Genomic DNA, 17548 nt, shown 5'->3' with positions numbered 1-17548 from the left:
TGCACGGCCTTCGAGGCCGGAACCATCACATACGCGGCACCCGAACTCCCCGACCCCACCACTCCGCCGTCACCGTCACTCCTGAACGCCTTGACCGTGAACCCCACCCGACGGCCCGCAGCCTTGGCAGGCACAGCCAGCACCGCCCTGCACGAGGAACCCGAGCACGCGCTGCCGGCCGCCACCCTGTCTGCCATACCGGACTGAGTGGCGGAAATCACATACGAATGGAGATCCGGCTCAACGCCCTTGCTCCAGGTCACCTGAATCCTCTTCGCGCCCTGAAGCACCGCCTTCACATTGCTCGGCGACGCCGCCGGCCTCCTCAACCTGAACGTACTCGTCGTGTGGACCCTGCCGGCCATCTCTCCCTTGAGAGCCACCGTGTAGGTCCCGTTGGGAGACCTGCCCGCGTCGAAGGTCCCGGAGAGCGTCTGGTTGTTGTCGCCACGGGCGATCAACCGACTGGTGGAGGGACCCTCCACGTACAGGGCCATCCTGAACTGAAGCGCATCGGTCCGCGCGGAAACCAGCACGGAGGCGCCCGAGACGACCTGGCCTTCAGGGGGCGACGTGATCTGGCCGTCAGCGCTCGTCCGATCCGCCATCACGACAGCCTGCGCGGATCCGCCAACCACGATGACCCCGGCCACGACGATCGCCGCAACCACAACTCTGCCAACCGCCGCCACGACGCGTCCCTCCAACGAGAGCCTCGCGCCACCTGACCGCCCTGGCACGCTCAGGCGACGGCCGGAAGCGCAGTCTGCCGACAGAACACGATCAGCAAGCGTCTCTCGGACGCACCTTGAAGACTCGGTTCCGGATTTCCCGGAATGCGGTGCCGATCGACACGGGCCCGAAGAGGAGCGGAACTTTATGTGAGATACCCAGCTCTTGGACTTCATGTCCAAGGACCAGTGATTTGATCGCGATCCAACACCATGTACCCCACAAGCCACTTGCCTGACCAAAATCACGTTTAGCCCCAGATGGAATCACTTTTCAATCGAACGATCAAGGTGCCTAGTCACACGAGTGGATCGACCTCGAACCAACGTCTCCACACGGCCCGAAGTGAGCCGATACCCCGCTCCGCCTCGGCAAGATGACCCTCCGGCTGCCGGCGCACCACCCTCGCGCCGCGCTGTCTCCGCCCTGGGACAGCCGATTCAACCGCCTTCGTCCCTAACTGATGCCGCCTTCTGCGCGCTGGAGCCGATGTCTCCAGGACCTGCACGCCCTTCCGGTCACAACGCGCGCTCCGAGCACCGGCAATGTGATCACCGGTGAGGTCCAGGGTCACGTCCACGGACGTGGTGTATGAATCGACGACCCATCGGCGATCCTGCATTCGGCCAGCTCAACGCCATCCTTCGCCATCCTTCAAGGCCACGGCCGCTAGGCCGCAGGCTCCCGGGATCGACGATCGCCGGACCTCGCGGCGGCCTGCGCACCGAGATCGGCCGCGCCGTTCACTCGATGGCGGGCGACGAGACGGAACCCGCTGTGGCCACGCCCATGGCGACCGCCATCACCAGCGCCGAATGCCATCCCCCACAGCGTCGCGGAGCCCCGATCCCTACCCCGACGACGTCTGCCCACGCTCCGTGACCAGTATCTCCACCGCTATGCGCTCGCCACGGCCAACGGCTACCTGCCCGCCGCAGGCTTACTCGTCCAGGTCTACCGCGGACCTTGCCGCGAACTCAGTCACCTCGGTTGTCTGCGACCCCAGATCGTTCAGCTTTCGCCGCCTTGGTAACCGCGTAGGGGTTGTCCTCCTCGATCGGCGTCCCATAATTCGATCGCCTTACCGGTGGGACGTTCCCAGAACCCGCTGTCCTCCATCGACCTGGGCGACGGAGGGAGGTAGTCGTCCCAGCGATCTTCGGTGTGGACTGCGCGGGGCGCCAGCGGATCAGAAGACTTGGCAATCGCCAGGACGACGGCGGGACGGCGTGCAGTCGTCGCGGTAGGCCGGATACTGTCGCCCCTCATCCGAGCAGGTCCGTCACCGGACGGCGCGTCGGCGACGATGGAGGGACCGGCGGCCGTCTCGGCGGCCAGGGCACGGCGGCGGGCCCATGCTCCGATGTGGGCGGCGGCCAATAAAAGAACGATGCCGCCCGCGATGTAGAGGCCGTACTGTCCCAGGGCCCCGAGTGGCGACTCCGCTGACTGGGCCGTCACGTGGGTGGCGATCGGCGCCGCCTCGGTGTCGGGTTTCACGCCTTCGGGAGTGAGGCTGTCACTGCTGCCCGTGTCGGTCTCGGCAGTCGGGATCGGAAGATTGCCCTGCCGGTCGGCATCCGGCATCGCAGGCAGCTTGTCATCACTGGCCGGCGCCGTCTGCTTACGGGTCGGCGTGGCAACGACCTTCTCCTGCTTCTTGGCCGGCAACGTCGGCAACGCCTCAGAACCCCGAGTGGTGTCCTCACTCTTGGGCCTCGCACTCTTCACCGGCTGCACGGCCTTCGAGGCCGGAACCATCACATACGCGGCACCCGAACTCCCCGACCCCACCACTCCGCCGTCACCGTCACTCCTGAACGCCTTGACCGTGAACCCGACACGGTGTCCCACGGCCTTGGCAGGCACAGCCAGCACCGCCCTGCACGAGGAACCCGAGCACGCGCTGTCGGCGGGCATTCTGCCGACCACACCGGACTGGCTGGTGGACACCTCGTAGGACTGCAGGTCCGGCTCTGTGCCCTTGGTCCAGGTCACCTGGATCTTCTTGGTGCCCTGGAGGGCGGCGTCGACGTTACTCGGTGCCGCCGCCGGTCTCCTCAACTTGAAGGTGCTCGTCGCGTAGGTCCTGCCGGTGATCTCTCCCTTGAGGATCACGGAGAAGGTGCCGTTGGGAGCACTGTCCGCGTCGAAGGTCCCGGAGATCGTCTGGTTCGCCCCACCGCTCGCGACCTGCTGCCGGCCCGTGGAGGTCCCCTCGACGTACAGGCCCATTTTCAGCTGGATCACGCCGGTGCGTGCGGAGACCAGCACAGACCCGCTCGACACCACCTGCCCGTCGGCCGGCGACGTGATCTGCCCGGCGGCTCCGGCGTGTCCCGTCACCACGGCCGCCTGAGCGGATCCACCGAACACGGTGGCTCCTGCCACGACCACTGCCGCGGCCACAACTCTGCCAACCACCGTCACGACGCGTCCCTCCATCGAGAGCCTCGGGCCGCGCGACCGCCCGAGGCGCTCACGCGGCGACCGGAAGTGCGATCCACCGGCCGACCACGATCATCAACCGCTCCCTCGGACGCATCCCCTGGCGACTTAATCCTGGAGCTACCAGAATCCGTCGTAGTCGGTATGGAACCGAGGTAAGCGGAACCTTATGTGAGATATTCAGCTCTTGGACACCACGTCCAAGAACTCGTGATTCGATTGCGACCTAGCACCACTTACCTCATAAGCCCCAGCCTTTTGACCAGCCTTAATCTGCCATTTCGCCCCGAAAGAACCGCTTCTCATCCAACACCGATCAAGGCCGTTCACCAGCCCAAGCACGGAAGCGAACGACTGTCTCGGCATCTCGACACTGGGCCGACGCGCTCCATTTGGACCGTGACACCATTTCACCTCGACCCGGGCCAGCTGGGTGTCTGCCGTCTCATCGCACGCCTGCGCCTGGACGGGTCGCATCGCGTCAGTCGAGCTCGACCTGATCGATCACCCCTGGCGCCCCTGGGTCCACCCGTTCCGGACCAGCCCGCGCCCTACCGGTCAGAGCGCGGGAGCCCACGACCGGCAAGGTGATCGCGAGTGACGTCCGGACATCCACCACCTCGTCACTGATCGTGCATTCGGCCAGGTCAACGCCGTTTCCTAGGGCCACGGCCGCCGCCTTCCCGCAAGCTCCGTCAGGATCGACTACCACCAGCCTGGCGGCGGCCAACGCACTCAGATCGGCGGCATTGTTCACGCGATGGCGAGCGACGCGCGCGACGCCCACCGTGGCCACCCCCATGGCGACCGCCATCAGCAACCCCATGAACGCCACTCCCCACAGCGTCGCGGAACCGCGATCTCTACGCGCGCCGGACATTGTCCACCTTTCTTGACGATGCTGCGACCGGCGGAGCAAAGAACGCGATGCCGGTTTCCAGAGGGCACATCTTGTATGCCAATGCGGCCACCCACGGCCCGCCTACTCACAGGAGACACATCGTTTGCCTGATGACGTTACGGGTTACGACAGCACGCATCACGTGGGCAGATATCTGAAGCACGAACCCTCAGGGGGATTCTGCGCGACGGTGGGTTCGATCTACACATGAGCCGTTTGGACCAGTGCGACAGCACGCTCTTTGAGCGAACACAACTGAGCGCCGATATGACAGTCGATCATTCGGTGTTGGCCACCGCGGTGGCTGACACCTGGACCGCCGGAAGTGACGAGCCCCAGGAGGGCCGTACCTCCACCGAGACGTTCACCGTCGTGTGCTCCCTGTCACGGCTCACGGTCACCTGTGCTCCCGGGCGGGTCACCGAACGTGCGAGATCACCGACCCGGTCCAGGGACTCACCTCTGGCAGCCGCCCGCGCCGCCGCACGGGCCGCGTCCACGCATTCGAGCTGCACCCCAACGGCTTGGATCGCCCATAGCGCCGCGGCCAGCACGATCGTGAGCGCAGGCAGCATCGCGGCCGTCTCAGCCGTCACCGAGCCTCGACACGCCGACCACTTCCTGCCCCGTGGAATCGCCATCGCCGTGGGCGTCACCACATCCCTCACGGCAGAAGGCTTCCTTTCGTCATCCGCCCGTCTTCAGCGCGCGATCGATCAGTGATGAGAGCATCTCCTGCACCTCAGGACTGCTGACCACCTTGAAGAGCAGGGCTGCGAAGGCACAGGCCGCTATGGTGCCCACCGCGTATTCGGCTGTGGACATGCCACGCTCCCTGTACGCCGCCGTGGCCATGGACGGCCTGGAGACCCACCAGCGTCGACAGCGGTCGATCAAAGCTGTTGATGCGGAGGTCCATGGCGTTTCCGGGGTCGTGCTCGGCTCATCCGGGGTGGTTGCGACAACACGCATCATGCCTCCAGGTGCTTGTTCGCCGGGGTCTTGTCCGGCCTGGCGGGCCTTAGCGTCCCTGAACCCGGCCATACGCCGGGCAGCCGAGTCACGTTCTGTGGATAACCCCGAGGCATGGAACACAGGCTGTGGACAGGCTCGACTGACTGATGCAGGCGCCGAGGCCGCGCCGGCTGTCATCAAGCGCGCCGAGGGAAGACCGCCAAGGTGACCGCCATGGGAAACGGCAGAACTGACCGACCGCCATGGAGGGTCGCGGAGGTGACGGCTATGGGAGGACGATGGTGGCGGCGAGGCCCGCTATGACGGGGATGATCCCGACCAGCACGAAGGCCGGCAGGAAGCACAGCCCGAGAGGTGCCACCGCCTTGACGGCGACGCTTCGAGCGGCGGCCACCGAAGCGGCATGGGCGGCGTCTCGGGTGTCGTCGGCGAGACGGATGAGGACATCCGCCACGGGGGCCCCGCTTTGGGTCGCACGGGTCATCGCTCTGGCCAGGCCGCCCATTGCCGAGTCACGAGCGAGATACGCCCAGGTGGGTTCGGGATCCGCCCCCAGACGGAGTTGACTGCTCACCCAGGAGAGGCGCTCTCCCAGGGGGCCTTCCACAGCGGACGCGGCGGATTCGATCGCCGAGCTGATCGGCTGACCCGCAAGGAGGCAGGCGGCCATCAGGTCGGCGGCGAACGGGAGGTCAGTGATGATCCGACTTCGGGTTTGCCGATCGGCGGGATCTTCTCTCCTGTGCAGGATCACACCCACTACCGGAGCGATCAGCAGGCCGGCCACGATCCCCGTCATCCCACCGACCAGCAGGCCGGAGAGGAGTCCTGCGATGGCTGAGCCGACTACCGTCCGGCGGTCAAGCCGCCTCGGCCCCTTGCCACCGGAGTGGAGCCAGCCGGGCATGACCACCCCACCTTCACTCGTATCCGGATGACTCAAGGGCCAAGCTTCTTCGACGCCGATCGCGGCCCTGACGACAGAGGCTTCCGCTTTGATACCGCGCACCTGGGGTAAAGCCGCAGGTTCTGCCGTAAGCCTCCTGAACGGGTCACCGGGGGCGGATCTCGCTTGAAATGTTCGCCATGGCGAAGTCGTTGCCCGCGAGTGTCGCGGGTCCACGGCTCCGGCCGAGAGAGCCGGAGCAGGCGCACGCGGGGAGAATCGTGTCGTCTCCGCGGTGCGGAGCGTCGGCTTGGCGCGGGTAGGCGGAGGGCGCAGGCGGGCCAGGCGGTCCGCCTGGTTCGTCGGCGGCACGCACAGCCACACGGCCAGGGCGACGCAGAGGGCCGAGAGCAGTTCGAGCATTGTCAGGTTCCGTCCTCTGTCTTTCCCGGCCGCGGACCACGACCGGCTGGGAGCCGCATCCGCCACGGAACGCTCCTGCCGTATGGCGCTCCTTGCCGTTCGGCGAGTCGCATGCCGTTTTATAAGCCACTTGCCGCTTGGGGCGGTGCCTGCCGGGGAGCCCTTGCCGCTTGAGGAGGTGCATGCCGCTTGGGGAGCCGCCCCGGCTAGCCGCGCAGCCGGGGACGGCAACCGTGCGGGATGCGGACACGGTGCGGTCTAGGTGGTACGGACCGGTCATTCGTGGTGCGTGACGAAAGCGGCAGCGCTCGCCAGGCCCACGCCGCTGACCGGCAGCAACACACTGCCGATGGTTCCGGCTGACGCACGGTGGGGCCGCCCGATAGGCGCTCACAGCGACCGCTTAGCGCCCCCAGGCAAGAGTGCCTTGGAGTGGGATGACCAAGTAGAGCCCGGACATGCAACTAAGAGTCATGACTAATAGCCGTTGAGTGACCGTGCGAGCACGAAAACCCCTACGGGCACAGTTCAGGAGGCTTGGGCGTGTAGGGCCATGCGGTGTGTCCACCACAGGCCGCACGCGTCGAGGGCGAGACCCGCTACCAGGCAGGCGAAGCCGGGCAGGCTGCCACACAGGAAGTGGAGCGGGCGCATGCCCAGCGCTCCGGCCATGAGGAGCCCGAGAGCCGGAAGAGCGGCCAGCATCCGGGCGGTGGCGCGAGGGCCGGCCAGTTGCGCTGCGACGTCCTGGCGGTGGGCCTGAGCGGCTCGTAACGTGCGGCCGATCCGTTCGACGAGGGCGGACAGACCCGCGCCCGCGGTCACCCCGATGTCCCAGGACGCGGCCAGTCGGCACAGCCCCTCGCCGCCCTGGGCGGGCGCGACGGCTCTCAGGGCCGCGGACACGTCACCGCCGTCTTTGGCCGCCGCCACCAGCGGACGCAGGGTCTCGGGATCGGGGAAGTCGACCGCGGCGACCGCTCGGGTCAGCGCCTCTCCAGGAGTGCGGCCCGCCGTGAGCTCGGCGGCCAGGGACTGGCACAGCTCGATCGTGGCGCGGCGCCACGCGTCGGCTCGTCGCGTGGGGTTGGGACGCACGACGTATCGGCGCAACGACGGCCAGGGCCATGCGCGCTCGGCCGAGGTCAGCACCCGCAGGCGAGCCATCGCGAGATCGGGGCCTGTCCACAGCCATACGGCCGCGGCTGTGGACATCGCGGCCAGAAGTGCCGCCGTCATTGGGAACCTCCGACGAGAGCCCCACCTTCAGGCGGGAGAGGGATCGGACTCCTGCGGAGCAGGGCAGGGGCAGGCGATTGGCCGCCAGGCGGATCGCCGTCGAAACGCCGCGCGACACCGGACGGTTCGGTGGTGTGTTCGACGGTGGCGAGAACCAAGCCGCCGGATGAACGATCGGCAACATCCTCGCCGCAGGGCTTGCGGAGAGGTGAAACGCCTGTGGAGCCGGTGTAAGACCTCAACGAGAGTCCTCTCTCGGGCGGGCGACCGGCGGTGAAGCAGGAAGCCCGACCGGCGACGGTCGGAATCCCGGTTCTTCAGAGCCGGGAGGATGTCAAGAGCCCACCGCGCGATCACGCTGTGGACCTGGGTCGCCATCGCGCACCACGACGGCGCCCTCAGGGCGGCACCTCGCACGATCGAGATCGGCGCCGGCCCGGCGGACGGGCGGACTCACGGCGAGATCCGGCTGGTGAGGAGGCTGTGGCCGGGGCCGAGGTGAGTGCGGCCATGGGCATCGACGGCCAGGGCAGGGACGGCTTCCACGAAGCCCGCGCCGGTCCGCGACAGGAGGCATATCTCGGCGACGCGGCGACGACCGTCCGAACGGCCGCGGGTCAGGTGGACCACCACGTCGAGGGCGGCGGCGAGTTGACTGTGCACGGCTTCGCGGCTCAGCCCTGCCGCACAGCCGAGCGCCTCCAGCCGGGGCGGCACGTCGGCCGCCGCGTTGGCGTGCAGGGTGCCACAGCCTCCCTCATGGCCCGTGTTGAGGGCGCTCAGCAACTCGACCACCTCGGCCCCTCGGACCTCGCCGACCACCACCCGGTCGGGCCGCATCCGCAGAGCCTGACGGACCAGATCGCGCAGGCCCACCCCGCCCGCGCCCTCCAGGTTGGCCGGTCTCGACTCCAGGCGGACCACGTGGGGGTGAAGAGGCCGGAGCTCGGCGGAGTCCTCGACGAGGAGGAGCCGTTCGCCGGGCCCGGCGAGCGACAGCAACGCCGAGAGCAGTGTCGTCTTGCCCGTGCCCGTGCCGCCGGTGACGAGGAAGGCCAGCCGGGCCGACACCATCGAGGTCAGGATCCGGGCCGCCTCGGGCGTGACGGTGCCGGCCGCCACCAGGTCCGGCAGGGTGAACGTGCGCCTCGGCGGCAGCCGGAGCGAGACGCAGGTGCCGCCCGACGCGATCGGCGGCAGGACGGCGTGCAGGCGCACGCCTCCGGCCAGCCTGGCGTCCACGTAGGGCGAGGCGTCGTCCAGCCGCCTGCCCGCCGCCGCGGCCAGCCGCTGAGCCAACCTGCGTACGGCGGCCTCGTCGGTGAAGGTCACCGGGGTGCGCCGGAGCCCCTGACCGTCGTCGACCCACACGTCTCTCGGGCCGTTGACCAGGACATCGGTGACGTCAGGCGCGGCCAGCAGTGGCTCAAGCGGGCCCGCCCCGATCAGGTCGGCGCACAGGGCCCTGGCGACCGCGAGGATCTCGGCGTCACCGTAGACGGACTTCTCCGCCCGCAGCGCGACGGCCACCTGCGCGGCGCTGGGCTCGACGCCGGCCCGGGCGAGCCGCACGCGTACGGCTTCGACCAGCTCCGGCGAGACGCTCACCTGCTCCGGGCGACCGTGCGAGGCGGCAGGCGGGTGGGCCGGAGGTCCGGCGTTGACCGAGGTCACGACGGCAGCAGATCGCGCAGGAGGGAGGTGCACAGGGTGCCGAGCGCGGTGCGCGGGCCCAGCTTCGGCAGCTCGCCCCGGTTGAGCGTGGCGGTGAGGCGCGGCTGGTCGGGCAGCTGGCCGACCACGGGGACGCCCAGTGAGGACGCCACGACGGCTTCGTCGAGCACGCCCGGCCGGATGACCGCGCGGATGTCGGAGGTGTGGCGAGCGGTTTCGGCCAGCACCTGGGCGGCGGCCAGAACGCCTCGTACGTCGGCGGTGGCCACGAGGACGGTGCCGGTCGCCCGGCCGAGCGCCTCGGTCGCGGCGGAGTCGAGGTAGCGGGGCAGGTCGACCACGACGAGGTCGAACCCGCGGTGGCCGGCTTCGAGGACCGAGCGCATGGCCTGGGCGGGAATGGGGCGCACATCGCCCCGGTGGAAGGAGAGCACCGCGAGATCACCGAAGGCAGGCAGGGCCTCGCGGAGCGCCGTCGAGCTGACCCGCCCCTCACGGGCGACGAGGTCGGCCCACCGGGCACCGGCGGCCTCCTCATGGCCGAGCAGGGCGTCGATGCCGCCGCCCAGCGGATCGGCGTCGATCAGCAGGGTGCGCAGGTGGTCGTGGGAGGCGCGGAGGGCGAGGCAGGACGAAAGCACGCTGGCTCCCACACCTCCCCGGCCGCCGATCACGCACAGCACGGCGCCGGACCGAGGCTCGGGCTCCATGGCGTCGGCGAACTCCTCCATCAGGCGGCGCTCACCGTCGGGGAGACTCACGACGGCCTGGGCGCCGACCGCGACGCAGCGCCGCCAGGTGTCGTGGTCCTCCGAATCGCGGGTCGCCAGCAGCACCCGCTCGCGGGCAGGCGGCGCCGTGGCGGCCACCGCGTCGGCCAGATCGCTGCCGATCACCACCAGCGGCGCGAGATTCCAGTAGGGGCGGGCGTGGGCCGGAACGTGTGCCACGTCGAGCTGGGCTCCGGCTGCGGCGGCTGTGCGGACGAGGTCGTCGAGCAGCTCGCGATCCTCGGTGATGACCAGTGGACGGTTCATCGGGGGCCTCCCTGTCGTCGGGGAGGCCAACCATGCTCCGGGCCGGATGGCGCCGAGGAGCCGAACGGAGTTCTGTGGACAGAACGACGGAGCCGGACCTGGCCTGTGGACGAGGCTCACCCGAAGGAGAATCCCGGATCGCGGACGAGGACGTGGCCGACCGTCCGAAGGGGACCAAGCACCCGGCCCCTGGACGGGCATCGCCCCGGACCAGGCCGAGGCTGATGGGAGAAATAGGGCGACCCCCGCCGGGGGGGAGAGCGGGGGTCGCCTGATCGGTCCGGCTCCGGGGGGGTAGAGCCGGTCCCGTTTCAGAAGAAAGCTTTCATCACTTGACCAGAGCATGGCAAGAGATCTGGAAACCAATCCGATGCGCAGTCGCTCCAGTTTCAGGTGATACCACCGTATGCTGCCCGATCAACTCGAGTTTCGTCGAGGAGCAATCTCGTATTTTCGCCAAGTTTTTTTCGTCATCCCATAACGATCACATAAAGACGCTCACCCTGCGTAATCATCACAGGTTGGTAACCACGCCGCCAGGCGCCGGTATGCGCCGCGCCCGAGCCCTCAGGTCCCCGTATTGGCAAAGGTCTTGTTCCCGGGGGTTCCCATCAGGGTGCATCCGTCGTAGAAAGGGGCTACGGACGAGTTGTCCGGGTGCATCAACCGGGTACCCACGCGCGACCAGCCGCGGGAGGCGCGTCGAGACGGGCTTGACCCGCTCCGACGAATTCAGGTGCACGCTTGGTAACCCGGTGTGGTGTACCGGCGAGACGGCGTCTCATCAGCGAGACGCCGTCCGCTATGTCCCCCGCGCCCCCTCAGCCCCGCTGCAGCGCCTCGCAGATCGCCGTCGTCTCGCGCACGCCGAGGGTCACCGCCGACGCGCACTGCCGGATCCACCCGGCCACGCCCTCAGAGCTCCCCGTGAGGTAGGCGCGCAGGCCATCGGCGTACGGCAGCTCCAGATGCCCCACCTCGACGGCGACCAGCGACTTGGGATCGAGGCCGTGTTCGACCAGCGTGAGCCGCTCGGCCGTGCGCGCGACCACGCCGTCGGCCGTACCGAAGGGACGCAGCACGGCGAGCTCGGCATGGACGACGGCGGCCAGCACGATCGCGGGCGCCTTCGTCGGCTTCTCGAGCAGCTCCAGCAGGCTGTCCATCCGCGCCGCCGTCTCGGCGGCGCTTGGCGCGGCGCCCAGCCCGAGCGGGTCGGGGGCGTCGTCGTGGACGCGGGGACGGCCCAGCGCGGGCTCGTCGGTCAGGCCGGCGGCGGCGACCGTGTGCAGCCGGGCGAGCACCTGCCGGGGGGCCTTTCGCCAGGTGGAGCCGAGACGGCCCATCTCGGCCGAGGCGCGCAGCGCGCCCTGCACGACCGGATCGTGCACCTCGTCACGGCGCAGGGCGTCGAGCGGAACGTCGGCGCCCTCGAGCGCGGCCGACGCGCGGGCGCCCCGCAGGGACGACTCGGTGGAGACCGCAGGGCTGGCGCGGCGTAGTACGCGGTGGCGGTAGAGCCTGTCGACGGCCTGCCTGGCCTCCTCCACCGCCTCCGAGACGCCGGGGAGCCGCGCGATCACTGCCAATGGGTCACTCACGGATCCCGACCTTACCTGCGGGTACGGCTCCGCCCTCCACCGCGTCCGGCGGCCGGGGTCGCCGGGGGCCCATAAACCGTCGCCCGCCTCTTCGAGAAGCACGGGAATTGGCGCGTTCCAGGTTAGTTCCATTTCGAACGGACAACAGTTGAATAGCGTTTGTCACGTGATCCGATAAGCGCGCCAACCAGATCATCCGACGGTACAGACCTGTCTAGACCTCTTGTGTGGGGAGGTCGTGAGCTGGTGGAGTGGGACATGACCTACGTAATCTGGCCATAGGAGGAGCACGACGTGGCCCCGGAAACCCCTGGCACCGAGCCGCAGGCCCTGTCCAACCTGCTGCAGGAGAACCGTCGCTTCGCACCCCCGGCCGAGCTGGCGGCGGCCGCGAACGTGACAGAGGCGGCCTATGCCGAGGCGGCCGCCGACCGCCTCGCGTTCTGGGAGGGCGCCGCCGACCGGCTGACCTGGGCCAGACGGTGGGACACCACCCTGGAGTGGAACCCCCCGTTCGCCAAGTGGTTCGTCGGCGGCGAGCTGAACGTCGCGTACAACTGCGTGGACCGCCACGTCGAGGCGGGCCGCGGCGACAAGATCGCCTACCACTGGGAGGGCGAGCCCGAGGGCGACACCCGCACGCTCACCTACGCCGACCTCCAGCGCGAGGTCTGCAAGGCGGCCAACGCGCTGCGCGAGCTGGGCGTCGGCGAGGGCGACCGCGTCGCGATCTACCTGCCGATGATCCCCGAGCTGCCGATCTCCATGCTGGCCTGCGCCCGCATCGGAGCGATCCACTCGGTGGTGTTCGGCGGGTTCTCGGCGACCGCGCTGCAGAACCGCATCGACGACGCCGACGCCAAGCTGGTCATCACCGCCGACGGCGGCTACCGTCGCGGCGCGCCGAGCGCGCTCAAGCCGACCGTGGACGAGGCCGTGGCCCAGTGTCCGCAGGTGCGCAACGTCCTCGTCGTACGGAGGACGGGCCAGGACGTGGCCGTCAGCGACAAGGACATCTGGTGGCACGACCTGGTCGACCGCCAGAGCGACCAGCACACCCCCGAGCCGCACGACGCCGAGCACCCGCTCTACATCCTCTACACCAGCGGCACGACCGGCCGGCCGAAGGGCATCCTGCACACCACCGGCGGCTACCTGACCCAGACGGCCTGGACGCACGACGCGGTCTTCGACCTCAAGCCCGAAACCGACATCTACTGGTGCACGGCCGACATCGGCTGGGTGACCGGGCACTCCTACATCGTGTACGGCCCGCTGGCCAACGGCGCGACGAGCGTCATCTACGAGGGCACTCCCGACACCCCGCACCGGGGCCGGTTCTGGGAGATCGTGCAGAAGTACAAGGTCAGCATCCTCTACACCGCTCCCACGGCGATCCGGACGTTCATGAAGTGGGGCGACGACATCCCCGCCAAGTTCGACATGTCCAGCCTGCGCGTCCTCGGCTCGGTCGGGGAGCCGATCAACCCCGAGGCGTACGTCTGGTACCGCCACAACATCGGCGGCGACCGGTGCCCCGTCGTCGACACCTGGTGGCAGACCGAGACCGGCGCCATCATGATCAGCCCGCTCCCCGGCATCACGCACGGCAAGCCGGGCGCCGCGATGCGCCCGCTGCCCGGCATCAGCGCCGACGTGGTCGACGACCAGGGCAACAGCGTCCCCGACGGCGGCGGCGGCTTCCTGGTGATCCGCGACCCGTGGCCGGCCATGCTCCGCACGATCTGGGGCGACGACCAGCGCTACATCGACACCTACTGGAGCAGGTTCGAGGGGATGTACTTCCCCGGCGACGGCGCCAAGAAGGACGAGGACGGCGACCTGTGGCTGCTCGGCCGCGTCGACGACGTCATGCTCGTCTCCGGCCACAACATCTCCACCACCGAGGTGGAGAGCGCGCTGGTGAGCCATCCGAAGGTGGCCGAGGCGGCCGTCGTGGGGGCCCCCGACCCGGTGACCGGCCAGGCCATCGTGTCGTTCGTGATCCTGCGCGGCTCGGCCGAGGAGGGCGACGACATCGCCACCGAGCTGCGCGCCCACGTGGCCAAGACGCTCGGCCCGATCGCCAAGCCGCGCCAGATCCTGATCGTGCCCGAGCTGCCCAAGACCCGCTCGGGCAAGATCATGCGGCGGCTGCTGCGCGACGTGGCGGAGAACCGCAGCATCGGCGACGTGACCACGCTGGCCGACAGCACGGTGATGAACCTCATCTCGGAGAAGCTGCCGAGCGCCAAGTCGGAGGACTGACCTCCGGGCACCGACAGACCGCTTGTCCCGAAATTTCGGGACAAGCGGTCTGTTCGCGTAGGGGCAGGGCAAAAGCGCACTCCTCCCCTCACGGCGGTATCTTCGTCGATCGGGTAGGTGTGGAAGGGATGCCGGGGATCCACGCCTGTTCCCCGGCGTATCCGGGGGCGCCTGACAAGCCGTACGACCAGGCCCGGCGAGACCGTCCGAGGTAGGGGCGTCGCCGACTTCCGTACGGGTACGCAAGGGGCGCGATGAACTGGATGATGTTTGACACGGCCACCAGGCCTCGATAGGAGACGTTCATGCCGCAGACTCCCGAGGAAGAATCCCTGGGCTCACTGGTCGCCCAGGCGAGCAGCCACATCTCGACCCTGGTCCGCTCCGAGATCGAGCTGGCCAAGGCCGAGTTCAGGTTCGACGCCAAGCGGGTCGGCACGGCCGGTGGGTTGTTCGCCGCGGCCGCCTTCATGGCGCACCTGTGCCTGATCCTGGCCTCGTTCACCATCGCCTACGTGCTGGAGCAGTGGCTGCCCACCTGGGCGTCCTTCCTCATCGTGACGGTCTTCTACCTGCTGGTCGCGGGCCTGCTCGTGTTCGTCGGGATCCGCCGGCTCAAGGGGCTGTCGGGCATGAGGCGCACCACCCAGTCGATCAGGGACCTCAAGGAGATCGCCACGCCGGAGGAGCCGACGGCCGGACAGGTCGGTCTGCATCGCGAGCCGGTGAGCCGAGATGGCGCCTGACGAGTCGGTCGTCCAGATCGAGGGCCCCTGGCAGCACCGGCAGGTGCACGCGGGCGGCACCCGCTTCCACGTGGTCGAGGCCGGCGAGGGCCCGCTGGTGCTGTTGCTGCACGGGTTCCCGCAGTTCTGGTGGACCTGGCGCCACCAGCTCGCGTCACTCCCGGCGGCCGGCTACCGGGCGGTGGCGGTCGACCTGCGCGGCTATGGCGGCAGCGACAAGCCGCCACGCGGCTACGACCTGCCCACGCTGGCGGGCGACGCGACCGGCCTGATCCGGGCGCTCGGCGAGACCGGGGCGATCGTGGTCGGCCACGACTGGGGCGGCCTGCTGGCCTGGACGATGGCGGTGCTCGAACCGAAGAGCGTCTACCGCCTGGTGACAGTCTCGGCGGCGCACCCTCTGCGGCTGCGCAACGCGCTGTTCACCGACCCGTTCGGCCAGTTAAGGGCGAGCGCGCACGCGCTGGGCTACCAACTGCCGCTGCTGCCCGAGCACCGGCTCACGCGCGACGGCGCGTCACTGGTCGGCCGGCTGCTCGACCGGTGGTCCGTCCCCGGCTGGCCCGACCAGGAGACGGCCCGCACCTATCGCGAGGCGTTCCGCATCCCGGCCGTGGCCCACTGCGCGCTCGAGTACCACCGCTGGTTCGGCCGCTCGCAGCTCCGGCCCGACGGCCGGCGCTACGCCCGAGCCATGCGCACCGAGATCGAGGCGCCGACCCTGCAACTGCACGGCGCGCTCGACCGCCGCGTGCTGCCGCGCACCGCGCAGGGTTCGAGCCGCTACGTCGCCGCCCCCTACCAGTGGAGGCTGATGGAAGGGGCAGGACACTATCCGCATGAGGAGGTGGCCGGGATGTTCGACACGGAGCTGATCGGCTGGCTGTCCGATCCGGAGCCTGACCGATGAGAGACCGCGACCCCGACGGCAGGCCGCGCAGCGCCCGGCCCCGCGACGCCTTCGGCAGGCCGCTGCCTCACGGCGCGCCAGGGGTGGAGCGGGTGCCCGACGACTACGCCCCCACCACCGAGCAGGCGCTGGCCGACGGCCGCCGCTTCCTCGCCTCGGGCCTGCCGTTCAACGCGCACGAGGTGTTCGAGGGCCGCTGGAAGTGCGCGCCCGACGACGAACGCGAGCTGTGGCAGGGGCTCGCGCAGATCTGCGTCGGCCTCACCCACCTGCAGCGCGGCAACGGGCGCGGGGCCCTCACCCTCTTCGGTCGCGGCGCGGCCCGCGTGCAGGGGTACGGCCTGCCGTACGACGAGGTGGGCCGGGCGGCCTCCGGCCTGAGCGACGACAGCGACCCCGACCAGGCCATCGCGCTGATCCTGGCCGCGCTGCCCGGCTAGTCGCAGTCCTGCGTGCCCGCCGGGGTGGTGTCGTCGCGGCCCTGGTCGGCGTCGGGCTTGACCTCGGCGGCGGTGAGCACGTAGCCGGTCTCCTCCTGGCTGACCGCGGCGGCGAAGATCACGCCGTAGACCTGGCCGTCGACCGTGAGCAGCGGGCCGCCGGAGTTGCCGGGCAGCACCTTGCCGCGGATCGAGTAGACCTGGCGCTCGACGTTGGTGCTGCGGTAGATGTCGGGGCCCTGGGCTTCGAGCCGGCTGCGGATGCGGGCCGGCTCGGCGGTGAAGCCGTGGCCCTTGGGGAACCCGGCGATGATCGCGTTGTCGCCCTTGCCGCCGTCGTTCTTGAAGGTCAGCTGCGGCAGGCCGAGCCCGGGAACGTACAGGACGGCGATGTCACGCTGCGGGTTGTAGCGCACCACCGTGGCGTTGTGGCGTTTGTTGGTGGAGTCGATGACCTGCAGGTCGCGCGTGACGCCGGCGACCACGTGCGCGTTGGTCATGATGCGGTCCTTGGCGTAGACGAAGCCGGTGCCCTCGATGTGCTTGTTGCAGCTCTCGGCGTTGCCCTGCACCTTGACGATGGCCCGCTGGGCGCGCCCGAGCTTGGCGCCCTGCAGCACGCTGCGCGGCGCGGGCGGCACGTCGACCAGCCGGTCGGCGCCGATGGCGTCGAAGACCGGGGGGAACTCCGAGCGGTCGATGAACTTCTTGAACGGCTGCTGCCAGTTGCGCGCGGCCTGCGGGATGGCGTCGTCGACCGTGGTCAGCAGCATGGAGTTCTTCACCTGCTCGACGAGCGGTGCGAACGAGGTCGAGACGATCAGCGACCCGATCAGCCAGGCGATCACGAGCACCGACAGCGCGCTGGCGAACGTGCCGCCGACCGCGTCGGCGACCTTGGCGGGCTCCCACGTCACATGGCTGCGTACGACGGCGCCGATGGTCGAGGAGGCGAACTGGCCGATCGTGGCGGCCAGGAAGACGATCACGATGGCGAGCAGGGCCTGGGGGGTGTCACCGTCGACGACGGCCTTGGAGATCGGCGGCGCGATGAAGACGCCGAGCACCGCCCCGCCCACGAAACCCACGAAGCTCATGACGCCGATGATGAAGCCCTGCCGGTAACCCGAGACGCCGAAGGCGATCACGAGGCCGATCAATATGAGGTCAAGCAGATCACCGCGCACGGTTCAAAGGTAACCAGCGATACGGTCAAGCGTGCACGTCTTCGTCCATGACGGCGTTTCACCGATGACTACCTTGAGCCC

At 69.2% G+C, this 17548-nt stretch carries 15 protein-coding genes; 4 read left to right on the top strand and 11 right to left on the bottom strand.

The window, feature by feature from the left end; all coding sequences use genetic code 11:
• From IEY82_RS15645 to IEY82_RS15600, 10 genes are all read right to left on the bottom strand, one after another.
• On the bottom strand, nt 1-692 hold a 692-nt coding region (locus IEY82_RS15645; protein ID WP_189124848.1), incomplete at its 3' end, for a hypothetical protein.
• A 1051-nt stretch (nt 693-1743) separates the two neighbouring features.
• Entirely contained in the window at nt 1744-3108 is a 1365-nt protein-coding gene (locus IEY82_RS15640; protein ID WP_189124847.1) for a hypothetical protein, read from the bottom strand.
• Between the two features lie 553 nt (nt 3109-3661).
• Nucleotides 3662-4060 (bottom strand): Rv3654c family TadE-like protein, encoded by a 399-nt coding sequence (locus IEY82_RS15635; RefSeq protein ID WP_225262855.1) that lies wholly within the window; start codon nt 4058-4060, stop codon nt 3662-3664.
• A gap of 299 nt (nt 4061-4359) precedes the next feature.
• Nucleotides 4360-4677: a TadE family type IV pilus minor pilin gene (locus IEY82_RS15630; RefSeq protein ID WP_225262856.1), complete on the bottom strand. Its 318-nt coding sequence runs from the start codon at nt 4675-4677 to the stop codon at nt 4360-4362.
• A 91-nt stretch (nt 4678-4768) separates the two neighbouring features.
• Nucleotides 4769-4936 (bottom strand): DUF4244 domain-containing protein, encoded by a 168-nt coding sequence (locus IEY82_RS15625; RefSeq protein WP_189125050.1) that lies wholly within the window; start codon nt 4934-4936, stop codon nt 4769-4771.
• A gap of 385 nt (nt 4937-5321) precedes the next feature.
• Nucleotides 5322-5963, bottom strand: coding sequence for a type II secretion system F family protein (locus IEY82_RS15620; RefSeq protein ID WP_189124845.1), 642 nt, complete (start codon nt 5961-5963; stop codon nt 5322-5324).
• Between the two features lie 930 nt (nt 5964-6893).
• On the bottom strand, nt 6894-7604 hold the full coding sequence (locus tag IEY82_RS15615; RefSeq protein ID WP_189124844.1) for a type II secretion system F family protein: 711 nt from the start codon (nt 7602-7604) through the stop codon (nt 6894-6896).
• A gap of 453 nt (nt 7605-8057) precedes the next feature.
• The gene (locus tag IEY82_RS15610) at nt 8058-9212 is read right to left on the bottom strand and encodes a TadA family conjugal transfer-associated ATPase (protein ID WP_189125049.1); all 1155 of its coding nucleotides are present in this window, start codon (nt 9210-9212) and stop codon (nt 8058-8060) included.
• Between the two features lie 62 nt (nt 9213-9274).
• Nucleotides 9275-10315, bottom strand: coding sequence for a septum site-determining protein Ssd (ssd, locus tag IEY82_RS15605; protein ID WP_189124843.1), 1041 nt, complete (start codon nt 10313-10315; stop codon nt 9275-9277).
• Nucleotides 10316-11136: 821 nt separating this feature from the next.
• Nucleotides 11137-11916, bottom strand: a complete 780-nt coding sequence (locus IEY82_RS15600; RefSeq protein ID WP_189124842.1) for a Fic family protein — start codon at nt 11914-11916, stop codon at nt 11137-11139.
• A 294-nt stretch (nt 11917-12210) separates the two neighbouring features.
• On the opposite strand from IEY82_RS15600, the gene acs reads away from it, so the two are divergent.
• The 4 genes from acs (at nt 12211) to IEY82_RS15580 (ending at nt 16280) form a co-directional block, all read left to right on the top strand.
• Complete coding sequence (gene acs, locus IEY82_RS15595) at nt 12211-14184, top strand: acetate--CoA ligase (RefSeq protein ID WP_189124841.1); 1974 nt, start codon at nt 12211-12213, stop codon at nt 14182-14184.
• Between the two features lie 305 nt (nt 14185-14489).
• Nucleotides 14490-14930: a phage holin family protein gene (locus tag IEY82_RS15590; RefSeq protein WP_189124840.1), complete on the top strand. Its 441-nt coding sequence runs from the start codon at nt 14490-14492 to the stop codon at nt 14928-14930.
• A complete protein-coding gene (locus IEY82_RS15585) occupies nt 14920-15840 on the top strand; it encodes an alpha/beta fold hydrolase (RefSeq protein WP_189124839.1) in 921 nt (306 codons plus the stop codon). Before IEY82_RS15590 ends, IEY82_RS15585 begins: the two co-directional genes overlap by 11 nt.
• Entirely contained in the window at nt 15837-16280 is a 444-nt protein-coding gene (locus IEY82_RS15580; RefSeq protein ID WP_189124838.1) for a DUF309 domain-containing protein, read from the top strand. Before IEY82_RS15585 ends, IEY82_RS15580 begins: the two co-directional genes overlap by 4 nt.
• Here IEY82_RS15580 and IEY82_RS15575 read toward each other — a convergent pair.
• Nucleotides 16277-17467, bottom strand: a complete 1191-nt coding sequence (locus IEY82_RS15575; protein WP_189124837.1) for a MarP family serine protease — start codon at nt 17465-17467, stop codon at nt 16277-16279. The genes IEY82_RS15580 and IEY82_RS15575 overlap by 4 nt on opposite strands.
• Nucleotides 17468-17548 lie beyond the last annotated feature (81 nt).

This window comes from Nonomuraea cavernae (assembly GCF_014646355.1).
Classification (GTDB): domain Bacteria; phylum Actinomycetota; class Actinomycetes; order Streptosporangiales; family Streptosporangiaceae; genus Nonomuraea; species Nonomuraea cavernae.
This window is presented reverse-complemented; position numbering and strand designations above follow the sequence as displayed.